Source organism: Massilia sp. BAP21 (assembly GCF_057801335.1).
Map to the genome: position 1 here is coordinate 1217677 of NZ_CM173596.1, position 16606 is coordinate 1234282.

Here is a 16606-nt window from a genome sequence, read left to right on the forward strand (position 1 = left end):
ACGCCACAGTTATAACTAATTGCTTATAGGAAATTCAAGTCTGGCCTTTTTTGTTCAGAAAACCTGAGAAAATGCGCCCATTTCCACGCGGCAAGTTCACTGCCGCGTCGGCTTTCTTTTCTCCAGATTCAAGGCTTTTCATGAAACTCGATAACCTCAGAATACGTACTCTCCTGCTGGCAGGATTCGGCGCGATCCTGGCCGTGATGGTCATCCTCGTCGGCCTGGGCATCAGCCAGATGAACAAGGCCGATGCGCTGACCAAGAAACTGACCGAGGAAAGCTTCTACCGCGCCTCGATGCTGCAGGAATGGAAGGCCATCATCGACACCAACGCCGCGCGCACCCTGGCCGCGATCAAGCTGGCCGACGAAGCCGATTCGAAGTTCTTCCTGGACGCCATCAGCGTCTCGTCGAAGCGCTCGGACGTACTGCGCGAAGACATCATGAAAAGCATCGAAGGCGACCCGCAGGCACAGGCCCTGTTCGCCAACGTCGACAAGGAGCGCGACGCCTACCGCCTGGCGCGCAAGACCGCCCTCGAAAAGAAGACTGCCGGCGACCTGGAAGGCGTGCGCCGCTTCCTCGATACCGAAATGGTGCCGCGCGTGCAATCGTACAGCGCCAGCCTGAACGCGATGGTGAAGTACCAGCAGGACGCCGTGGAAGCCGATTCGAACAGCATCGAGGCCGATTTCGCGGCCAGCCTGCGCCTGCAGATCGGCCTGGCGATTGCCGCCGTGCTGGCCGGCGCCGTCTTCGCCTGGTGGATCGGCCGCCGCATCTCGGCCCCGCTGGAAGAAGCCGTGAACGTGGCCCAGACCGTGGCCCGCGGCGACCTGACCAGCCGCATCGAAGCGCAAGGCAGCAACGAAACCGGCGCGCTGATGGGCGCCCTGCGCGACATGAACGCCAACCTGGTCGACATCGTCAGCCAGGTGCGCGTGGGCACCGGCACCATCGCCGAAGCCGCCGACCAGATCTCGGCCGGCAACCTGGAACTGTCTTCGCGTACCGAGCAGCAGGCCAGCTCGCTGGAAGAAACCGCCTCGTCGATGGAAGAACTGACCTCGACCGTGCGCCAGAACGCCGACAACGCCCGTGAAGCCAACGCCCTGGCGCAGACCGCCTCGCAGGTGGCCGGCCGCGGCGGCGAGACCGTGGGCCGCGTGGTCCAGACCATGGACGCGATCACCGAATCGTCGAAGAAGATCGTCGACATCATCGGCGTCATCGACGGCATCGCCTTCCAGACCAACATCCTGGCGCTGAACGCCGCCGTCGAAGCGGCGCGTGCCGGCGAACAGGGCCGCGGCTTCGCGGTCGTGGCCTCGGAAGTGCGCAACCTGGCCCAGCGCTCGGCCGGCGCGGCGAAAGAGATCAAGGAACTGATCGGCAACTCGGTCAACAAGGTCGAGGAAGGCAGCCGCCTGGTGTCGGACGCCGGCACGACGATGCAGGAAATCGTCGACAGCATCGGTCGCGTGACCGCCATCATGTCGCAGATCGCCATGGCCAGCGCAGAGCAGTCCTCGGGCATCGAGCAGGTGAACCAGGCCGTCGCCCAGATGGACCAGGTGACCCAGCAGAACGCGGCCCTGGTGGAAGAAGCGGCGGCAGCCTCGGATGCGATGCGCGAGCAGGCGCAGGCGCTGTCGGCGCTGGTGTCGACCTTCCGCTTCGAGGAACGCGCCGTGCAAGCGGCGGTGCAGTCGCTGCGCGCACCGGCACCGGTCGGGCGCCTGGCTCTGCAGGCTTAATCCATTTGCCAGCACCGGCGCGGCCGGTGCAATCTTCAGCGCCGGGCGATGCCCGGCGTTTTTTTTGGGGCTACGATGGTTGATATGGGCCTGCGGCGCTGCTCGTACGGTGGGCACTCCGTGCCCACGCGGTTACGTGCGTATCCGGTTGGCCTGCAGTCGTGATGATTCGCCCCGAAACGCCGCCCTAGATGGAAACGTTCGCGCAACGCTATTTGCGCCGTCAACAATGCTCATCCTTTCGCGGATCGAACGATTGCCAACACTGCTCATCCTTCCGCGTGGGCACGGAGTGCCCACCGTACGGGTTGCGTATCGACCGATCCGGCAATCCCGTTGAAGCAGGCAGCACACGGTATACTTGCGGTTTCTCTTCGAGCCCCACCATGTCCCTGCCTCCCTGCCCCACCTGCCAGTCCGCCTACACCTACGAAGACGGCGCCAACCTCGTCTGCCCCGAATGCGGCCATGAGTGGCCAGCGCAAGCGCAAGATGCCGGCGCCGAGACCGCGCGCGTCTGGCGCGATGCCTCCGGCAACCTGCTCCAGGACGGCGACACCGTCACCGTCATCAAGGACCTGAAACCCAAGGGTTCGGGCGGCGTCATCAAGCAGGGCACCAAGGTCAAGAACATCCGCCTGGTCGACGCCGACCACGACATCGATTGCAAGATCGACGGTTTCGGCGCCATGAGCTTGAAAACCGAGTTCGTGCGCAAGGTATAAAAAAAGCGGCCATCACGGCCGCTTTGCACATCATCCGCAGGATCAGAACCCCGCCTCGCGCCGCAGCAGCGCTGCCAGCGAGCGCACGAAGCGCGCACCCGGCGCTTCCCATTTGCCGTCGATGACGACCTTGCCGCGCCAGGCGCGGCCCGCCAGGGCGCCGGCCGGCTCGTCCACCGTGAAGCTGACCCGGTACACCGCATGCTCCGGATACCAGGCGCCGTTGCGTTCGCGCGCCTGCACCGGGCCGCCCTGCTCCGTGGCCCATTGCGCGGCCCACGGTCCGCCCGGCAGCACGCGGGTGGCGTCGCGGTCGATGTTCGACACCTTTACTTTCAACACCGGCCCGGACAATCCCTCGGGATAGAAATGGGCGCTGTCGCCCACCGCCACGCGGCGCACGGTTTCCTCGTCCAGGTAGCTGCTCGCTTCGTGCGCGCCCTCGCCCACCAGCACCGCCACGCGCTCGTTGCGGCCGACCCAGACGCCCGGCGCCAGTTCCGGCTCGACGTCGCGCAGCACCCCGGCAAACGGGGCGCGCGGCGCATAGCGCGCTTCTTCTTCGGTGAGCAGCGCCAGCTGGGCTTCCAGCGTGGCCAGCTGCTCGCGCAGCACCGCGCTGGCGGCGCGCTGCTCGGCGTCGAAGCCGGAGGCGCCGATCTGCCAGCGCAAACGCTCGGCCTGCGCATTTAGGGCTTCGCGCCGGCTCTTCGATTCCGGCGCGGCAAAGCCGACCAGCAGCTGGCCCTGGGCCACGCGCGCACCCTCCCTGAAAGGCAGGTTTGTCACCTGGGCATGCTCGGGCGCGTGCACCGGGAATACCTGGGTCGGACGCAGCAGCGCCCCCGACTGCACGCGGGTCGGCCAGGGCACCAGGGCCAGCAGCACCAGCGCCACCAGCACGATGAAGCTGGTGCGCGCGCGGCCGCTCCCCTTCAGGCGCGGGGCCAGGCTGCGCCAGACCTTGATTTCATTGGCAATGGGGCGAATCACGAACCAGCTCATCTCGATACAGAACAACAGGATGCCAAGGAGTTTGATGAAGAAGTGGTAGACCAACACGGCGATGCCGAGGAAGAGTACCAGGCGATAAATCCAGACGGCCCACGCAAACGCGATCAAGCCCCAGTGCCGGCGCCGCGGAAAATACTCGGGCGGCGGTTCCCCTAACCCGAACAAACGCTCGCGCAGGTCCCAGCGCGCCAGCGCAAAGGCGCGCGCATGCAGGTTCGGCATGTCGAGCCAGTCCGACAGCACGAAGTAGCCGTCGAAGCGCATGAAGGGGCTGGCGTTGATGGCCAGCGTCGCGATCCAGGTGGTGGTCGCCAGCGGAAAGGCCATCGAACGCAGCAGCCCGTCGGGCAGCAGGGTCCAGGCCAGCGTGGCCCAGACCGCGATCAGCAGTTCGGTACGCACGCCGGCTGCCGCCACGCCCAGGCGCTTGCGCTTGTCCGGCAGGCGCCAGACGTCGTTGGTGTCGGTGTAGGGCACGGGCCACAGCACCAGGAAGGCCAGGCCCATGGTCGGCACGTGGCAGCCGTGGCGCTTGGCCGTCAGGGCATGCCCCAGCTCGTGCGCGCATTTCACAAAGGTGAGCGCCAGCGCATACGCCAGGATGCCGCTCGGGGTGAAGGAATCGGCCAGCGTGCTGCGGAACACGTCCCACTGGCGCCAGACCAGCACGCCGCCGACCAGCAGGGCCAGCAGCGTCAGGCGCAGGAAGCCCCTTGAGAACAGCCAGTCGAAGGACGGCGCAACGCGGTTCAGCCAGGCGTCGGGCTTCACCAGCGGGATGCGGAAGAACAGGTAGCCGTGCAGCAGGCGCGTGGCCAGGGTACCGCTGGCCGCCTTGTGACGCTCGGCCAGCGCGCGGCTGGACGCCAGCGGGTCCGGGCGCAGCAGCTGGTTCTCCTGCAGGAAGTGGAGCACGGCGGCCACGTCCTCGAGGGTGGCGTTCAGCGCCGTTTCCTCGTCCACGGCGCGGGCGATGGCGTCGGGCGCGCCCAGCTCCCAGCGGCGCAGGATCTCGAAGCTCATCCAGTCGATGCGGAAGAAACCGTTGCGTACCGGGTCTTCCAGGGTCCAGCTGGGCTCGCCGCTGGCGAGGGCCGGCCCCGGATGCAGGTTCAGTTCCTCGCGCAGCGCGGGCAGCCTGAACACGGCGGGTGGGGCCGCGGGCCTGGACGAACCCGTGGCCGAAGGAGTCAGTGCCGCAGCCATGATTTACCAGCCCAGCGTCTGGCGGATCGTCGCCAGCGGGCGGCGCAGCATCCAGTAGGCCATCGGCACCCAGGCGCCGGACAGCTTGGCCGTGCCCTTCAGGCCGACGCGCGCCGCCGTGGTCTCGGCCAGCTTGGCGCGCACGCGGTAGGCATAGCTGCCGTCCGGACGCGGCTGGGCTTCGTAGCCGACGTAGCGCACCGCGGCCGCCATCGGGTCGAGCGGGTCCGAGGCCAGGTACAGGGTAATGCCGGCGCCCGGCTCGAGCGGGATGGCGTCGCCCAGCGGCAGCCAGGCCTCGACCTCGACGTCGCCCGGCGCGGCAATGCGCATCACGCGCTCGCCGGTGGCGACCGGACGGCCGATCCATTCGCTGGGGTCGTCGAACAGGGCGATGCCGTCGCGCGGCGCCAGCACGCGGGCGCGTTCCGACTGCCCTTGCAGGAAGCCGGTTTCGGCGCGCCTTTCCTCGATCTTGCCTTGCAGGGTGGCCAGCATGCCCTTCGACTTGCCGTCGTTCAGGGCCTGCTGCAAGGCTTGGCGGTATTCGGCTTCGGCCGTGGACAGGGCCTGCTCGGCCACGGCGGCGCGGCTGGCCAACTGCGCCTGGTCGAAGTCGAACAGCGGGTCGCCCTTCTTCACGATCTGGTTCGGCTTCACATGGAAGCCTTCGATCACGCCTTCGAGCGGCGCACGGACCGCGGCCGGGTCGGCCGGCACCAGTTCGCCCGGCGCCAGGATGCTCAGGCGCACCGGGCAGCACAGCACCAGCAGCGCGGCGATGGCGCCCTGCACGGCGCGCCGGCGCCACCATGGCAACTTCGCTACACGTTCGTGCTCGCGGCGCAGGCGCAGGCGTGCCAGCAGCGCGCCCGGCGTGTAGCGCGGCGCGGCCGGACGTGCGCGCCATGCATGGCGCAGGATGTCGGCCCACTCGGCCAGCAGCGCCTGCTCATCCTCACGCCAGGGCGTCTCGCGCGCCAGCAGCAGGCCGCCGGGCGCGATCTGCTGCGCCGCGTCGCCCGCCAGCGGCAGCCACAGGGCGTAGGCCGGCAGCCATTCGCCCCACTCGGCGCCCTGCCCGGCCGGCGCATCGAGCGCCGAAACCATTGCCGGTCCGGTGTCGCCCAGCGCCGCGCACAGCTTTTCCAGCCACTGCACGTAAGGCGCATTCGCCTCGATCTGCACCACGCCGGAGAGCGCGCAGACGCCGCGGTCGGCAAACCACAGCGCCGCCTGGCGGTATGGCGCCAGCGCGTGGCTGCCGTTCACCGCCAGGAAGTCGAGTTCGACTGCTTCACCCACATGGCGCGCACGGTGCGCGAGGTCCACCAGCGCCGCCAGCGGATCGTGGGCCTTGTCCATCCTGTCCATCCAGATTACTCCAAGTTACCGCATCATGGCCGGCCGCGCAGCGTTGCCGCCTTGCCCTGGCCGGCCTTGTTCAGGCGTTCCGTCAGGCCTGCCTTGCCGCTTGCCGCCGCGTTGCCCGCTGCGTCACCGTTGGCGCGCACTTCGCCTACGTTGATGCGGAACAGCGCAATCGCTTCGCGGCCGTTCAGGTCGCGTGCGACCAGCTTGATCTTCAGTTCGCCGTTCAGGCCCTTCGGCACCTCGCCGGTGAACTGGCCGGTCTGGCCGTTGAACTGGACCCAGGTCGGCAGTGGACGGCCATCCTGCAGCACCGCGGCCAGGCGCACGATGGCCTTCGGCTGGGTGTGGGCAAAGGCGTCGGCCGGCACCGACATCGACAACTTGGTGCCGGCGTCCACGAACTGGTCGGGCACGCCCTGGAACAGCACCAGCGCCGGCTCCTCGGCTTTCGCCACCACGGTGCGGAAGCCTTCCGAACGAGTGTACACGTCCGACAGCTCGGCGGCGCCGCGCAGGGCGTCGGCGAAGTCCGGGGCCGCGGCGCGCACGCCGAAGCCGCTGCCCAGCAGCAGCGAATCGCCGCCGACCACGCTGCCCGGCGCCACCGCTTCGCGCACCAGCATCTGCGGCGCCGGCTCGGCCACCGGGGTTGGGACCGGCACCGCCGGCGTGAGCACCGGGGTGACGACGACCGGCGGCGGCGGCAGCTGCGGCACCACCGGCGCGCTGACGCTGACCACGCCCGCGGTGTCGCCGCTGCGGCTGTTGCCCGCGGCGTCGGTCACGGTGGCGATCACGTCGTAGCTGCGGCCTTCCGTCAGCGGCGCCGACGGCTGGGCCGTGGACAGGTCCAGGCTCCAGCGGCCGTCCTGCACCGGCACGATGTAATCCTGGCCGTTGACGTTGATGGTCAAGGTTTCGCCCGGGCGCACGGCGGCTTCGCCGGTCAGGGTCGGCGTGGTGCTGGTGGTGCTGATGCTGTCCACCGTCGGTGCATTCGGCCCTTCGCGGTCGAGCGTCACGTTGCGCGTGGTTTCCGGGCCCGACAGGCCGGCCGCCGTATTCGTCACGCGGGTGACGATGGTCCAGTCGGCATTGTGGGCGCCGTTGTCCTGCGCAGTCCAGTTGCCGCCGCGGACGGTGGCGTCGGTCCAGCTGGCGCCGCCGTCGAACGAGACCTGCAGCACCTCGTTGCTGCCGAGCGGCGCGTCGATGCGGCCGGTGACGGTGCGTCCTGCGCCGCCGTCGGCGGTGATGAAGTCGTTCGGCGAGCTGCCGGTGTCGCGCGTCATCAGGTCGATGCTGGCGTGCTGGCCTGGCACGGCCGGATTGCCGACCGTGATCGTCACTTTCGTGGTCGCGTCCAGCGCACCGTCGCTGCCGCGCACCAGCACCTCGATGCTGCCGAGCGCGCCGGCCGGCGGGGTGCCGGTGAAGGTCAGCGTGGCCGGGTCGAAGCGCAGCCAGGACGGCAGTTCGGCGCCGCCAGGCAGGCTGGCATCGTAAGTGATGCCGGTGCTGTCGACGTCGGTGAACGGCGCCACGGCCAGCGGCGCCATCGGCAGGCCGACGGTGGCGTTGCCGCGCACGTCAGGGCCGGCAACCGGCGCGTCGTTCACCGGGGTCACCGTGATCTCGACGGCATAGGTATTGCTGCCGCCCTGGCCGTCGCTGACGGTGTACGTGAAGCGGTCGGCGCCGTTGTAGTTGGCGGCCGGGGTATAGGTGTAGCGGCCATCGGGCGCAATGCTGACGCTGCCGTGCTGCGCGCCCTGCTCCACCGCATAGCCGACCGGGTCGCGGTCGAAATCGGTCGCTTGCGGCAGGCGGCCTTCGTGCGCCTGGTCTTCGGCGGTGACAAAGGCGTCGTTCGCGGCGAGCGGCGCATCGTTGACCGGGTTGACCGTGATGGCGACCGTATACACGTTGTTGCTGCCCTGGCCGTCGCTGACGCGGTAGGTGAAGCTGTCGCTGCCGTTGAAGTCGAGCGCCGGGGTGTAGACGTAGCGGCCGTCGCGGTCGACGGTGACCTGGCCGTGCGCCGGGCCACGCGCCAGCGCGTAGCTGACCGGGTCGTTGTCGGCGTCGCTCGCGCGCGGCAGCTGGCCCTGGTGCGCCGTGTCTTCGTTCGTCACGATGGCGGTATCGCTCCCCACCGGGGCGTCGTTGACTGGATCGATGACGATGGTGACCGTGTGCAGGGTGCTGTCCTGGCCGTCGTTGACGCGGTAGACGAAGCTGTCGCTGCCGTTCGCGTTCGCGTGCGGGGTGTAGGTGTAGCTGCCGTCGCTGCCCAGCACCAGTTCGCCCTTGGCCGGGCCGGTGGCCACCGAGTAGCTCACCGGATCGCGTTCGGCGTCCACGGCTTGCGGCAGGCGGCCCGTCACCGCCGTGTCTTCCGGGGTGCGGATGGTGGCGGGGCCGGCCACCGGCGCGTCGTTCACCGGGGTGACGGTGATGTCGACGCGGTAGATGTTATAGCCGCCGCGGCCATCCTCGATCGAATAGGTGAAACTGTCCGAACCGAAGAAGTCCTGGGCCGGGGTGTAGACGTAGCTGCCGTTCGTGGCGATCTCCACGCTGCCGTACTGCGGCGGCGATACGCGGAAGTAGTCGGCATGATCGCCGTCCGGGTCGGCGTAGCCGGGCAGCTGGCCGCGCAGGACCGTGTCTTCCGCGGTCGTGGCGCTGGCGTTGGCCGCGACCGGCGACTCGTTCAGGTCGGCGACCGACACGGTGACGGTGCGGGTGCTGGCATTCCCCGTTTCGTCGCGCGCGACCACGGTGAAGGTGTAGCTGGCCTTGCTTTCGAAGTCGAGGTTGCCCTCGGCCAGGGTCACGGCGCCGCTAACGCCGTCGATGCGCAGCAGGGATGCGTCGCCGCTGCCGTCCAGGGTGTAGCCGACCACCCGGTTCGTGTAGTCGACGTTGTCGCTGGCCTGGGCGGTGTACAGCAGGTTCTGGTTTTCGTCGGCGCTGGCCGTCGTGCCCGAGCTGAAGGCCGGGGCCACTTCGTCGATGTTGGCGACGCTCACGGTGACCAGCTGCTCGCGCGCGTTGCCGCTGGCGTCAAGCGCGACGACGGTGAAGCGGTATTCGCGCTGGCCTTCGTAGTCGAGGTTCCCGTTCTTCAGGGTCACGGCGCCGCTGGTGCCGTCGATGTCCAGCAGGCCGGCATCGAGACCCGGGCGCAGCGCATAATGCACGATGCCGTCGGTCGACTCGATGCTGTCGAGCGCCTGTGCGGTGTACAGCAGGTCCTGGTTCTCGATCGCGGTCATGTTCGTGGCGGAAGCGAACACCGGTGCCACGTCGTCGAGGTCGGTGACGTTGACCGTGACCGCCTTCAGGGTGACGTTGCCGCTGGCGTCGACCGCGCGCACGGTGAAGCTGTACCCGGTCTTGCCGTCGAAGTCGAGGTTGCCCTCCTTCAGGGTCACGGCGCCGCTGGCGCCGTCGATCTGCAGCAGCGATGCGTCGCCGCCGGCATCCAGCGTGTAGCTGACCACCCCGTTGGTGTAGTCCACGCTGTCCGTGGCCTGGGCCGTGTACAGCAGGCTCTGGTTCTCGTTGGCGCCAACGCTGGCCGGCGAGGTGAAGACCGGGCCGACTTCGTCGATGTTCGATACAGTCACGCCGACTGTCTTCAGGGTGGCATTGCCGCTGGCATCCACGGCGCGCACGGTGAAGCTGTAGTCGCGCTTGCCCTCGAAGTCGAGGCTGCCGTCCTTCAGGGTCACGGCGCCGCTGGCGCTGTCGATCTGCAGCAGGGCCGCGTCGCCGCCGGCGTCCAGCGTGTAGCTGACCACCCCGTTGGTGTAGTCGACCGTGTCGGTGGCCTTGGCGGTGTAGAGCAGGTTCTGGTTTTCGGGCACGATCGTGCTGGCCGGCGAAGTAAAGGCGGGGCCGACTTCGTCGATGTTCGAGACCGTCACGCCGACCGTCTTCAGGGTGGCGTTGCCGCTGGCATCCACGGCGCGCACGGTGAAGCTGTAGTCGCGCTTGCCCTCGTAGTCGAGGCTGCCGTCCTTCAGGGTCACGGCGCCGCTGGCGCTGTCGATCTGCAGCAGCGATGCGTCGCCGCCGGCATCCAGCGTGTAGCTGACCACGCCGTTGGTGTAGTCGACCGTGTCGGTGGCCTGGGCGGTGTAGAGCAGGTTCTGGTTTTCGGGCACGACCGTGCTGGCCGGCGAAGTAAAGGCCGGGCCGACTTCATCGATGTTCGAGACCGCTACGCCGACCGTCTTCAGGGTGGCGTTGCCGCTGGCATCCACGGCGCGCACGGTGAAGCTGTAGTCGCGCTTGCCCTCGTAGTCGAGGCTGCCGTTCTTCAGGGTCACGGCGCCGCTGGCGCCGTCGATCTGCAGCAGCGATGCGTCGCCGCCGGCGTCCAGCGTGTAGCTGACCACCCCGTTCGTGTAGTCCACGCTGTCCGTGGCCTGGGCCGTGTACAGCAGGTTCTGGTTTTCCGGCACGACCATGCTGGCCGGCGAAGTAAAGGCCGGGCCGACTTCATCGATGTTCGAGACCGTCGCGTTGACCGTCTTCAGGGTGGCATTGCCGCTGGCGTCGACCGCGCGCACGGTGAAGCTGTAGTCGCGCTTGCCCTCGTAGTCGAGGTTGCCGTCCTTCAGGGTCACCGCGCCGCTGGCGCGGTCGATCTGCAGCAGCGATGCGTCGCCGCCGGCATCCAGCGTGTAGCTGACCACGCCGTTGGTGTAGTCCACGCTGTCCGTGGCCTGGGCCGTATACAGCAGGTTCTGGTTTTCCGGCACGGTGACGCTGGCCGGCGAAGTAAAGGCTGGGCCGACTTCGTCGATGTTTGACACCGTCACGCCGACCGTCTTCAGGGTGGCGTTGCCGCTGGCATCCACGGCGCGCACGGTGAAGCTGTAGTCGCGCTTGCCTTCGTAGTCGAGGCTGCCGTCCTTCAGGGTCACGGCGCCGCTGGCGCCGTCGATCTGCAGCAGCGATGCGTCGCCGCCGGAATCCAGCGTGTAGCTGACCACCCCGTTGGTGTAGTCGACCGTGTCGGTAGCCTGGGCGGTGTACAGCAGGTTCTGGTTTTCCGGCACGACCATGCTGGCCGGCGAGGTAAAGGCGGGGCCGACTTCGTCGATGTTCGACACCGTCACGCCGACCGTCTTCAGGGTGGCGTTGCCGCTGGCATCCACGGCGCGCACGGTGAAGCTGTAGTCGCGCTTGCCCTCGTAGTCGAGGCTGCCGTTCTTCAGGGTCACGGCGCCGCTGGCGCCGTCGATCTGCAGCAGCGATGCGTCGCCGCCGGCGTCCAGCGTGTAGCTGACCACCCCGTTCGTGTAGTCGACCGTGTCGGTAGCCTGGGCCGTGTACAGCAGGCTCTGGTTTTCCGGCACGGTGACGCTGGCCGGCGAGGTAAAGGCCGGACCCACTTCGTCGACGTTGACGACGTTGACGGTGACGGTTTGCTGGCGCACGTTGCCGTTCTCGTCGCGGGCCTGGACGTTGAACTGGTAGCTGGCCTTGGTTTCGTAGTCGAGGTTGCCGCTGATCAGGGTCACTGCGCCGGTCGTGCTGTCGATACGCACCCGGGCGGCATCCGCTCCGCCCGCCAGCGCATAGAAGACGGCACCGTTCGTGAACTCGACGCTGTCGGCCGCCTGGGCGGTGTACAGCAGGCTCTGGTTTTCCGGCGCCGTGGCGACGGTGGGCGAGCTGAACACGGGCGCGGTGTCGTCGAGGTTGGTGATGTTCAGGACGACGTCGCGCGCGATCGACCAGTTACCGGCCAGGTCGCGTGCCTGCACGCTGTAGGTGCCGTTCGGCGACGCCTCGAAGTCGTTGCTGGTGCTGGCCGCGCCGATCGCGGTCATGCGGATCGTGCCGTCGGCTTCGATGCGGAAGCGGTTGTCGGCGCTGCGATCGGGGCTGGAGCCGCTGTTGGCGAAACGGAAGCCGGTGACGCCGATGTTGTCGGTTGCCTGCACCTTGCCGATGAAAGCGTCGGTGGCGCGGTTCTCGGCGTAGTCGAAGCGCTGGCCTGCGGGTACGATGGGCAGCGTGGTGTCGTCGATGAAGTCGATCACCAGGTCGGCGCGGGTGGCGCCGGTGACGGCGCCGGCGTTCCCGGTACTGAAGGCCGCGTTGCCGAAGATGACGCCGAAGTTGCTGACGTCGTTGATGTTGGCATGGGCGGCGGCACTGCCCGTGAAGCTCAGGAGCGCCGTATTGGCGCTGGTGCGCACCACGCTGGCCTGCAGGCCGGAAGGCAGGTTGCTGTAATCCACGCCGGCCAGCGCCTGGCCGTTGGTGCCGGTGAAGCTACTGTTGTTCAGCGTGATGGTGGCGCTGGTCGTGACGCTGCCGTCGTTCGATGCCGACTCATTGAAGGTAGTGGCGCTGTAAACCAGGTTGGGAGCCGGGCTGCCGATGATGTTGGTATCCGGATTCTGCCAGGGGCGGATCTTGAATTCGAGCGAGTACCAGGCGGTCGCGTTTTGGAAGGTGGAGCCCTTATAGCCGTTGGCGCCGCTGCGGATCTGGATCGAGCTGGCCGAATCGTAGTACACCTGCACGCGGTAGGCGTCTTCGTAGAGCTGACCTTGGTAATTGATTGGCGTGGCGGTGTCGTACTCGAAGCTGACCGAACCGTCTCCACCCACGACCGTCTTCAGCTGGGTGTTCTTCGACAGTTCATAGCGTGCAAAGCCTTTGAATTCCTGGAACTGGCGGTCGTTGCCGCCGCCTGCGCTGTCGATGTCGTACGAATTGACGACGAAGTTCTGCAGCGTGACCGCGGTGGTGGTGCCGGCCAGGACGAAGTCGAATTTGAAGGTCGAGCTGCCGCCTGCGCTCAGCACGGTGGTATTCGGCTGGAAGAACCTGGCGGCTTCCGCGGTGTTGCCCGGCTGGGTGGTCGAATCGTAGGTCGAGATGGTGGCACGGTCGAGGGTGGTGGTGACGATCGCGTCGATTGCCTGGCCGCCGATGTTGATCACGTCCTTGAAACGCATCACGTCGCCGCTCAACTTGCCGGTCGAGCCATTCTTCTCCGCAACGACAGTCGTGAACGAGAGCTGCTCGCGATTGGCGTTGAACACGGTGTTGGCCAGTTCGCCCTGCCAGCCGGCGCTGTCGAAGGCGCGCTCGGCGGTCTCGATGCTGCCGCTATGCGCTTCCAGGGTCCAGTTGCCGAAGCCGGCCGAACCGGTGGTGTCGCTCGATGCGGCGACGTCGGCGCCGGTATGCAGGGCCAGGCGGTCGAGGAAGTCGTTGCCGGCACCGCCGCCGGCCACGTCGCAGCCGTACAGCAGCAGGTCGCCGTCGGCCGACAGCGACTGGCCCAGCTGGGCTAGCTGGCCGGCCATGGCATCGACGTTCGTCACCGACAGGCGGGTGCTGCCCAGGTCGACCTGGCCGTTGGCGCCGTGGGTCACCAGGTGGATGGCGTCGACTTCGCGGCCCTGCAGGGCGGCGATCATCTGCTGCAGGCCGTCCTGGGTATGGTCCAGCACCACCACTTCGGCGCCCTGGCGCGCGCCCTCGGCCAGCTTCAGGTAGTCGGGCAGGTTGTCCTCGATGAAGACCACTTCGCGCCTGGCTTCCGCCTGCACGCCGCGCGCGGACGGGGCGGCCAGCGCCGCCGGGGCCAGGGTACGCTCGCCTTCGCTCGCGTGCTCACGCGCGGCGTCGGCGGCTGCGGGAGCGGCGCCGGCAGCGGCGCGCACCACCGCATCCACGGCGGCGCCGTCGAACATCACGCGCTGCTCGAGCGCCAGCGGCGCCGGGGCGCGGCGCTGCAGCGGGCGCCGCGCCGGGCGGGCGGCGGTTTCCTGCGGATTCGGGTCGAGGGCGTAGGGAAGCGGGCGAAGATTGTTCATGGCAGGACGTGTGTGGATTCTGGACTAGTGCTTTATTTTTTGATTTATTGGCCGGCCGGCGCGCCGATGGCGACCCGCCCGCTCATCCCGGCGATCAGTTCCGGGAACTTGCCGGCAATCGTGGCCGACAGCTTGACCGACTGGCTGACCGGGTCGACGCGCGCGCCGATGCGCTGCACCTTGGCCGGGTAGCTCTTGCCGGTTTCGTCGATCTGGACCTGGAAGGCATGGCCGGGCTTCAGCCAGGCCAGCCAGCGCGACGGCACGATGAATTCGAGTTCGAGGACGGAATCGTCGAGGATTTCCAGCAGCGGCTGGCCGGGCTGCGCGTACTGCTGCTCGCGCACCTTCTGCTCGGCCACGCGGCCGGCGAACGGCGCGGCGATCGCGCACTTCGACAGCAGCACGTTGTTGGCGGCGACGTCGGCCTTGGCCTTGCCGACCTCGGCTTCCGAGACTTCGAGTTCCACCTTGCCGACCGAGCGCAGTTCTTCCAGGCGCTTGTTGGCGCTGAAGGTGCGCTCGGCCCCGGCCAGCACCGCTTTCGCCTTTTGCAGCTGCGCCTGCTGCAGCGAGCAATCGAAGGCGACCAGGGTCTGGCCGGCGCGGAAGCTGGCGCCCTCGGCCACCGCGATGCGGCTGACCTTGGCGCCGATCTCGGCGGCGATGGTGGTATACCGGCGCGGCGACAGCTGGGCGCGGATATCCTGTTTTTCCAGGGCAGGACGGGCCGGCGCCGGCGCGGCCGCGGCGGCCAGGTTGATGCTGGTGACGGCGAGCAGCGCAAGCGTCGCTTGCGCCAGCACGCGGGCGGTGGTGTACATGACTTCTCCGGATTTATTTGGCAGGGGCGGCGGCAGGAGCGGCAGCGGCCGGGGTGGTGGCCGGCTTGGTCAGTGCGCGGCTCCAGTTACGCATCGAATTGCCGACTTCGCCGGTGAGCTGCTCGAGCGACAGTTCGCTGACGCTGCCGAGCACCGGCTCGAGGCCGACGGTGGCCTGCAGGCGGCTGCCCGCGCTTTGCAGCTGGGCCAGCGACTGGTAGCGGCGCAGCAGCGACAGGATGGCGGTGGTGCCGTTGGCAACCTGCTCCAGCTTGCTTTGCGCCTCGGCCGCCTCGCGGTTCTTGACGTGTTCGGCGATCTTGGCGTCGGCCTGCCAGATCTGGTCGGCGCGCAGGTACTGGCGGTAGGCGATCTGGTATTGCAGGCGCGCCAGGTGGACCTGGGTGATGACCGTCATCTGCGAAGCGACGCGGCGCTGGTCGGCCAGCGCGACGCCGGCTTCGGCCAGGCGCTTCTGGGCTGGACCGGTGAACAGGTTCATCAGGTTGTACGACAGGTGCACGCCGGCTTCGTTCCAGCGGTTGTTGATCAGGTACTTGTCCGAGTCGTAGCGCAGGTCGTAGTTGAACGACAGGTTCGGGAACATGCGCACCATGGTGCGGCGCGTTTCGTCGAGCGCGATGCGGGTGTTGTAGAAGTGCTCGCGCAGGTCGGCGTTCTGGGTCACCGCCAGTTCTTCCATCTGGCTGGCCGGCACTTCGAGCATGGTCGGGTCGGCGCCGTCGGCCGGCTCCACCACCTCGAATTCGGCGTCTTGCGGCGCGTTGATCAGGGCTGCCAGTTCGATGCGGCCGCTGGCCAGTTCCTGCTCGATGCTTTCCAGCAGGCGCAGGTTTTCCAGCAGCTGGCGCTGGTAGCGCAGGGTGTCGACCGGCGAGCGCAGGCGCTCGGCTTCGACCTTGCGCGCATCCTGCAGTGCGGCTTCGGCCAGGTCGATGGTGCCGCGCACTTCGTTACGCAGCTTTTGCGCGCTGACGGTGCGCCAGAAGGCCGAGCGCACGTCCTGGACCAGCACGTGCATGGCCTTGCGGCGGCGCTCGGCGGCGATGCCGACGCGGCTGGCCGCCTGCTTGGCGCCGTAGTAGGACAGGCCGAAGTCGAGCATGTTCCAGGTGGTGCCCAGGCTGTAGGCAGGACGGCTGCGCTCGGACGAGATGTAGGGATTGGCCAGCGACGGCAGGCCGGTGACCGAATCGACGCTACGCGTGATCAGCTCTTCGTCGCGCCATGTGTAGCCGGCATTCGCCATCACCCGCGGCAGCATGTCCAGGTTCGCGGTGTCGAGCTGGTTCATGGCCAGCGCTTCTTCCATCAGGCGGGTGCGACGGTCCAGGTTGTATTTCAGGGCGCGCGCAACGGCTTCGTCCATCGACAGCTTGCCGGCCAGCGGCGGCACGCCGGCAAAGGCGGCCTGGCGGTCGGCGGCAGCCTGCTGGCGCACATCGGTGTCGGTGAGCGGCTGCACCTGGACGGTGCCGCAGGCGCTGAGCAGCATCGCCGCGGCGGCAATCGCGCTCAGGGTGGTCAGTTTGCGGGGCGTGGCGAACGGAATACGTGGGAGGCTGGACATGTTGTGATAAAAAATGCAACGGTGCATCAGGCCGCGCGATGTGGCCTGGACATGATTTGCGGGATGGGAAAAAGGAATGACAGACAGCAATTTTAAGGTATGCAGTAACAAACGGGTGATACCTTGTGGTAACAGTCAGGTATTGTGGCAAAGGCGCGACAGTTCTTGGACCGGCCAACACGCTGGCAGAAGCTATCAAAAAAGCATGTAAACGCCAATTTTTCGCTTAAGAATTTAATAACTACTAGGCGAT

Annotated in this window: 7 protein-coding genes; 2 read left to right on the top strand and 5 right to left on the bottom strand. The window is 67.6% G+C overall.

Annotated elements, in window-relative coordinates; translation table 11 throughout:
- The first annotated feature begins 140 nt into the window (after window positions 1–140).
- Window positions 141–1760 carry a methyl-accepting chemotaxis protein gene (locus ACWYRN_RS05365; RefSeq protein ID WP_488691479.1) on the top strand — a complete coding sequence of 540 codons (1620 nt, stop codon included), beginning with the start codon at window positions 141–143 and terminating at the stop codon, window positions 1758–1760.
- A 386-nt stretch (window positions 1761–2146) separates the two neighbouring features.
- A complete protein-coding gene (locus tag ACWYRN_RS05370; protein ID WP_488691480.1) occupies window positions 2147–2485 on the top strand; it encodes a zinc ribbon domain-containing protein YjdM in 339 nt (112 codons plus the stop codon).
- Between the two features lie 42 nt (window positions 2486–2527).
- Here the strand turns inward: ACWYRN_RS05370 and ACWYRN_RS05375 are convergent, their stop codons facing one another.
- From ACWYRN_RS05375 to ACWYRN_RS05395, 5 genes are read right to left on the bottom strand one after another with little or no spacing between them, the layout of a single operon-like run.
- On the bottom strand, window positions 2528–4705 hold the full coding sequence (locus ACWYRN_RS05375) for a site-2 protease family protein (RefSeq protein ID WP_488691481.1): 2178 nt from the start codon (window positions 4703–4705) through the stop codon (window positions 2528–2530).
- A gap of 3 nt (window positions 4706–4708) precedes the next feature.
- Window positions 4709–6079: an efflux RND transporter periplasmic adaptor subunit gene (locus ACWYRN_RS05380; protein WP_488691482.1), complete on the bottom strand. Its 1371-nt coding sequence runs from the start codon at window positions 6077–6079 to the stop codon at window positions 4709–4711.
- A gap of 23 nt (window positions 6080–6102) precedes the next feature.
- Complete coding sequence (locus ACWYRN_RS05385; RefSeq protein ID WP_488691483.1) at window positions 6103–13938, bottom strand: cadherin domain-containing protein; 7836 nt, start codon at window positions 13936–13938, stop codon at window positions 6103–6105.
- Between the two features lie 44 nt (window positions 13939–13982).
- Window positions 13983–14762: an efflux RND transporter periplasmic adaptor subunit gene (locus ACWYRN_RS05390; protein ID WP_488691484.1), complete on the bottom strand. Its 780-nt coding sequence runs from the start codon at window positions 14760–14762 to the stop codon at window positions 13983–13985.
- A 13-nt stretch (window positions 14763–14775) separates the two neighbouring features.
- Window positions 14776–16353: a TolC family protein gene (locus ACWYRN_RS05395; protein ID WP_488691485.1), complete on the bottom strand. Its 1578-nt coding sequence runs from the start codon at window positions 16351–16353 to the stop codon at window positions 14776–14778.
- Between the last annotated feature and the right edge of the window lie 253 nt (window positions 16354–16606).

Bases quoted from the DNA above. Each gene is read 5' to 3' on its own strand.
- ACWYRN_RS05365 (WP_488691479.1), top strand. From the start codon at position 141: ATGAAACTCGATAACCTCAGAATACGTACTCTCCTGCTGGCAGGATTC.
- ACWYRN_RS05370 (WP_488691480.1), top strand. From the start codon at position 2,147: ATGTCCCTGCCTCCCTGCCCCACCTGCCAGTCCGCCTACACCTACGAA.
- ACWYRN_RS05375 (WP_488691481.1), bottom strand. From the start codon at position 4,705: ATGGCTGCGGCACTGACTCCTTCGGCCACGGGTTCGTCCAGGCCCGCG.
- ACWYRN_RS05380 (WP_488691482.1), bottom strand. From the start codon at position 6,079: ATGGACAGGATGGACAAGGCCCACGATCCGCTGGCGGCGCTGGTGGAC.
- ACWYRN_RS05385 (WP_488691483.1), bottom strand. From the start codon at position 13,938: ATGAACAATCTTCGCCCGCTTCCCTACGCCCTCGACCCGAATCCGCAG.
- ACWYRN_RS05390 (WP_488691484.1), bottom strand. From the start codon at position 14,762: ATGTACACCACCGCCCGCGTGCTGGCGCAAGCGACGCTTGCGCTGCTC.
- ACWYRN_RS05395 (WP_488691485.1), bottom strand. From the start codon at position 16,353: ATGTCCAGCCTCCCACGTATTCCGTTCGCCACGCCCCGCAAACTGACC.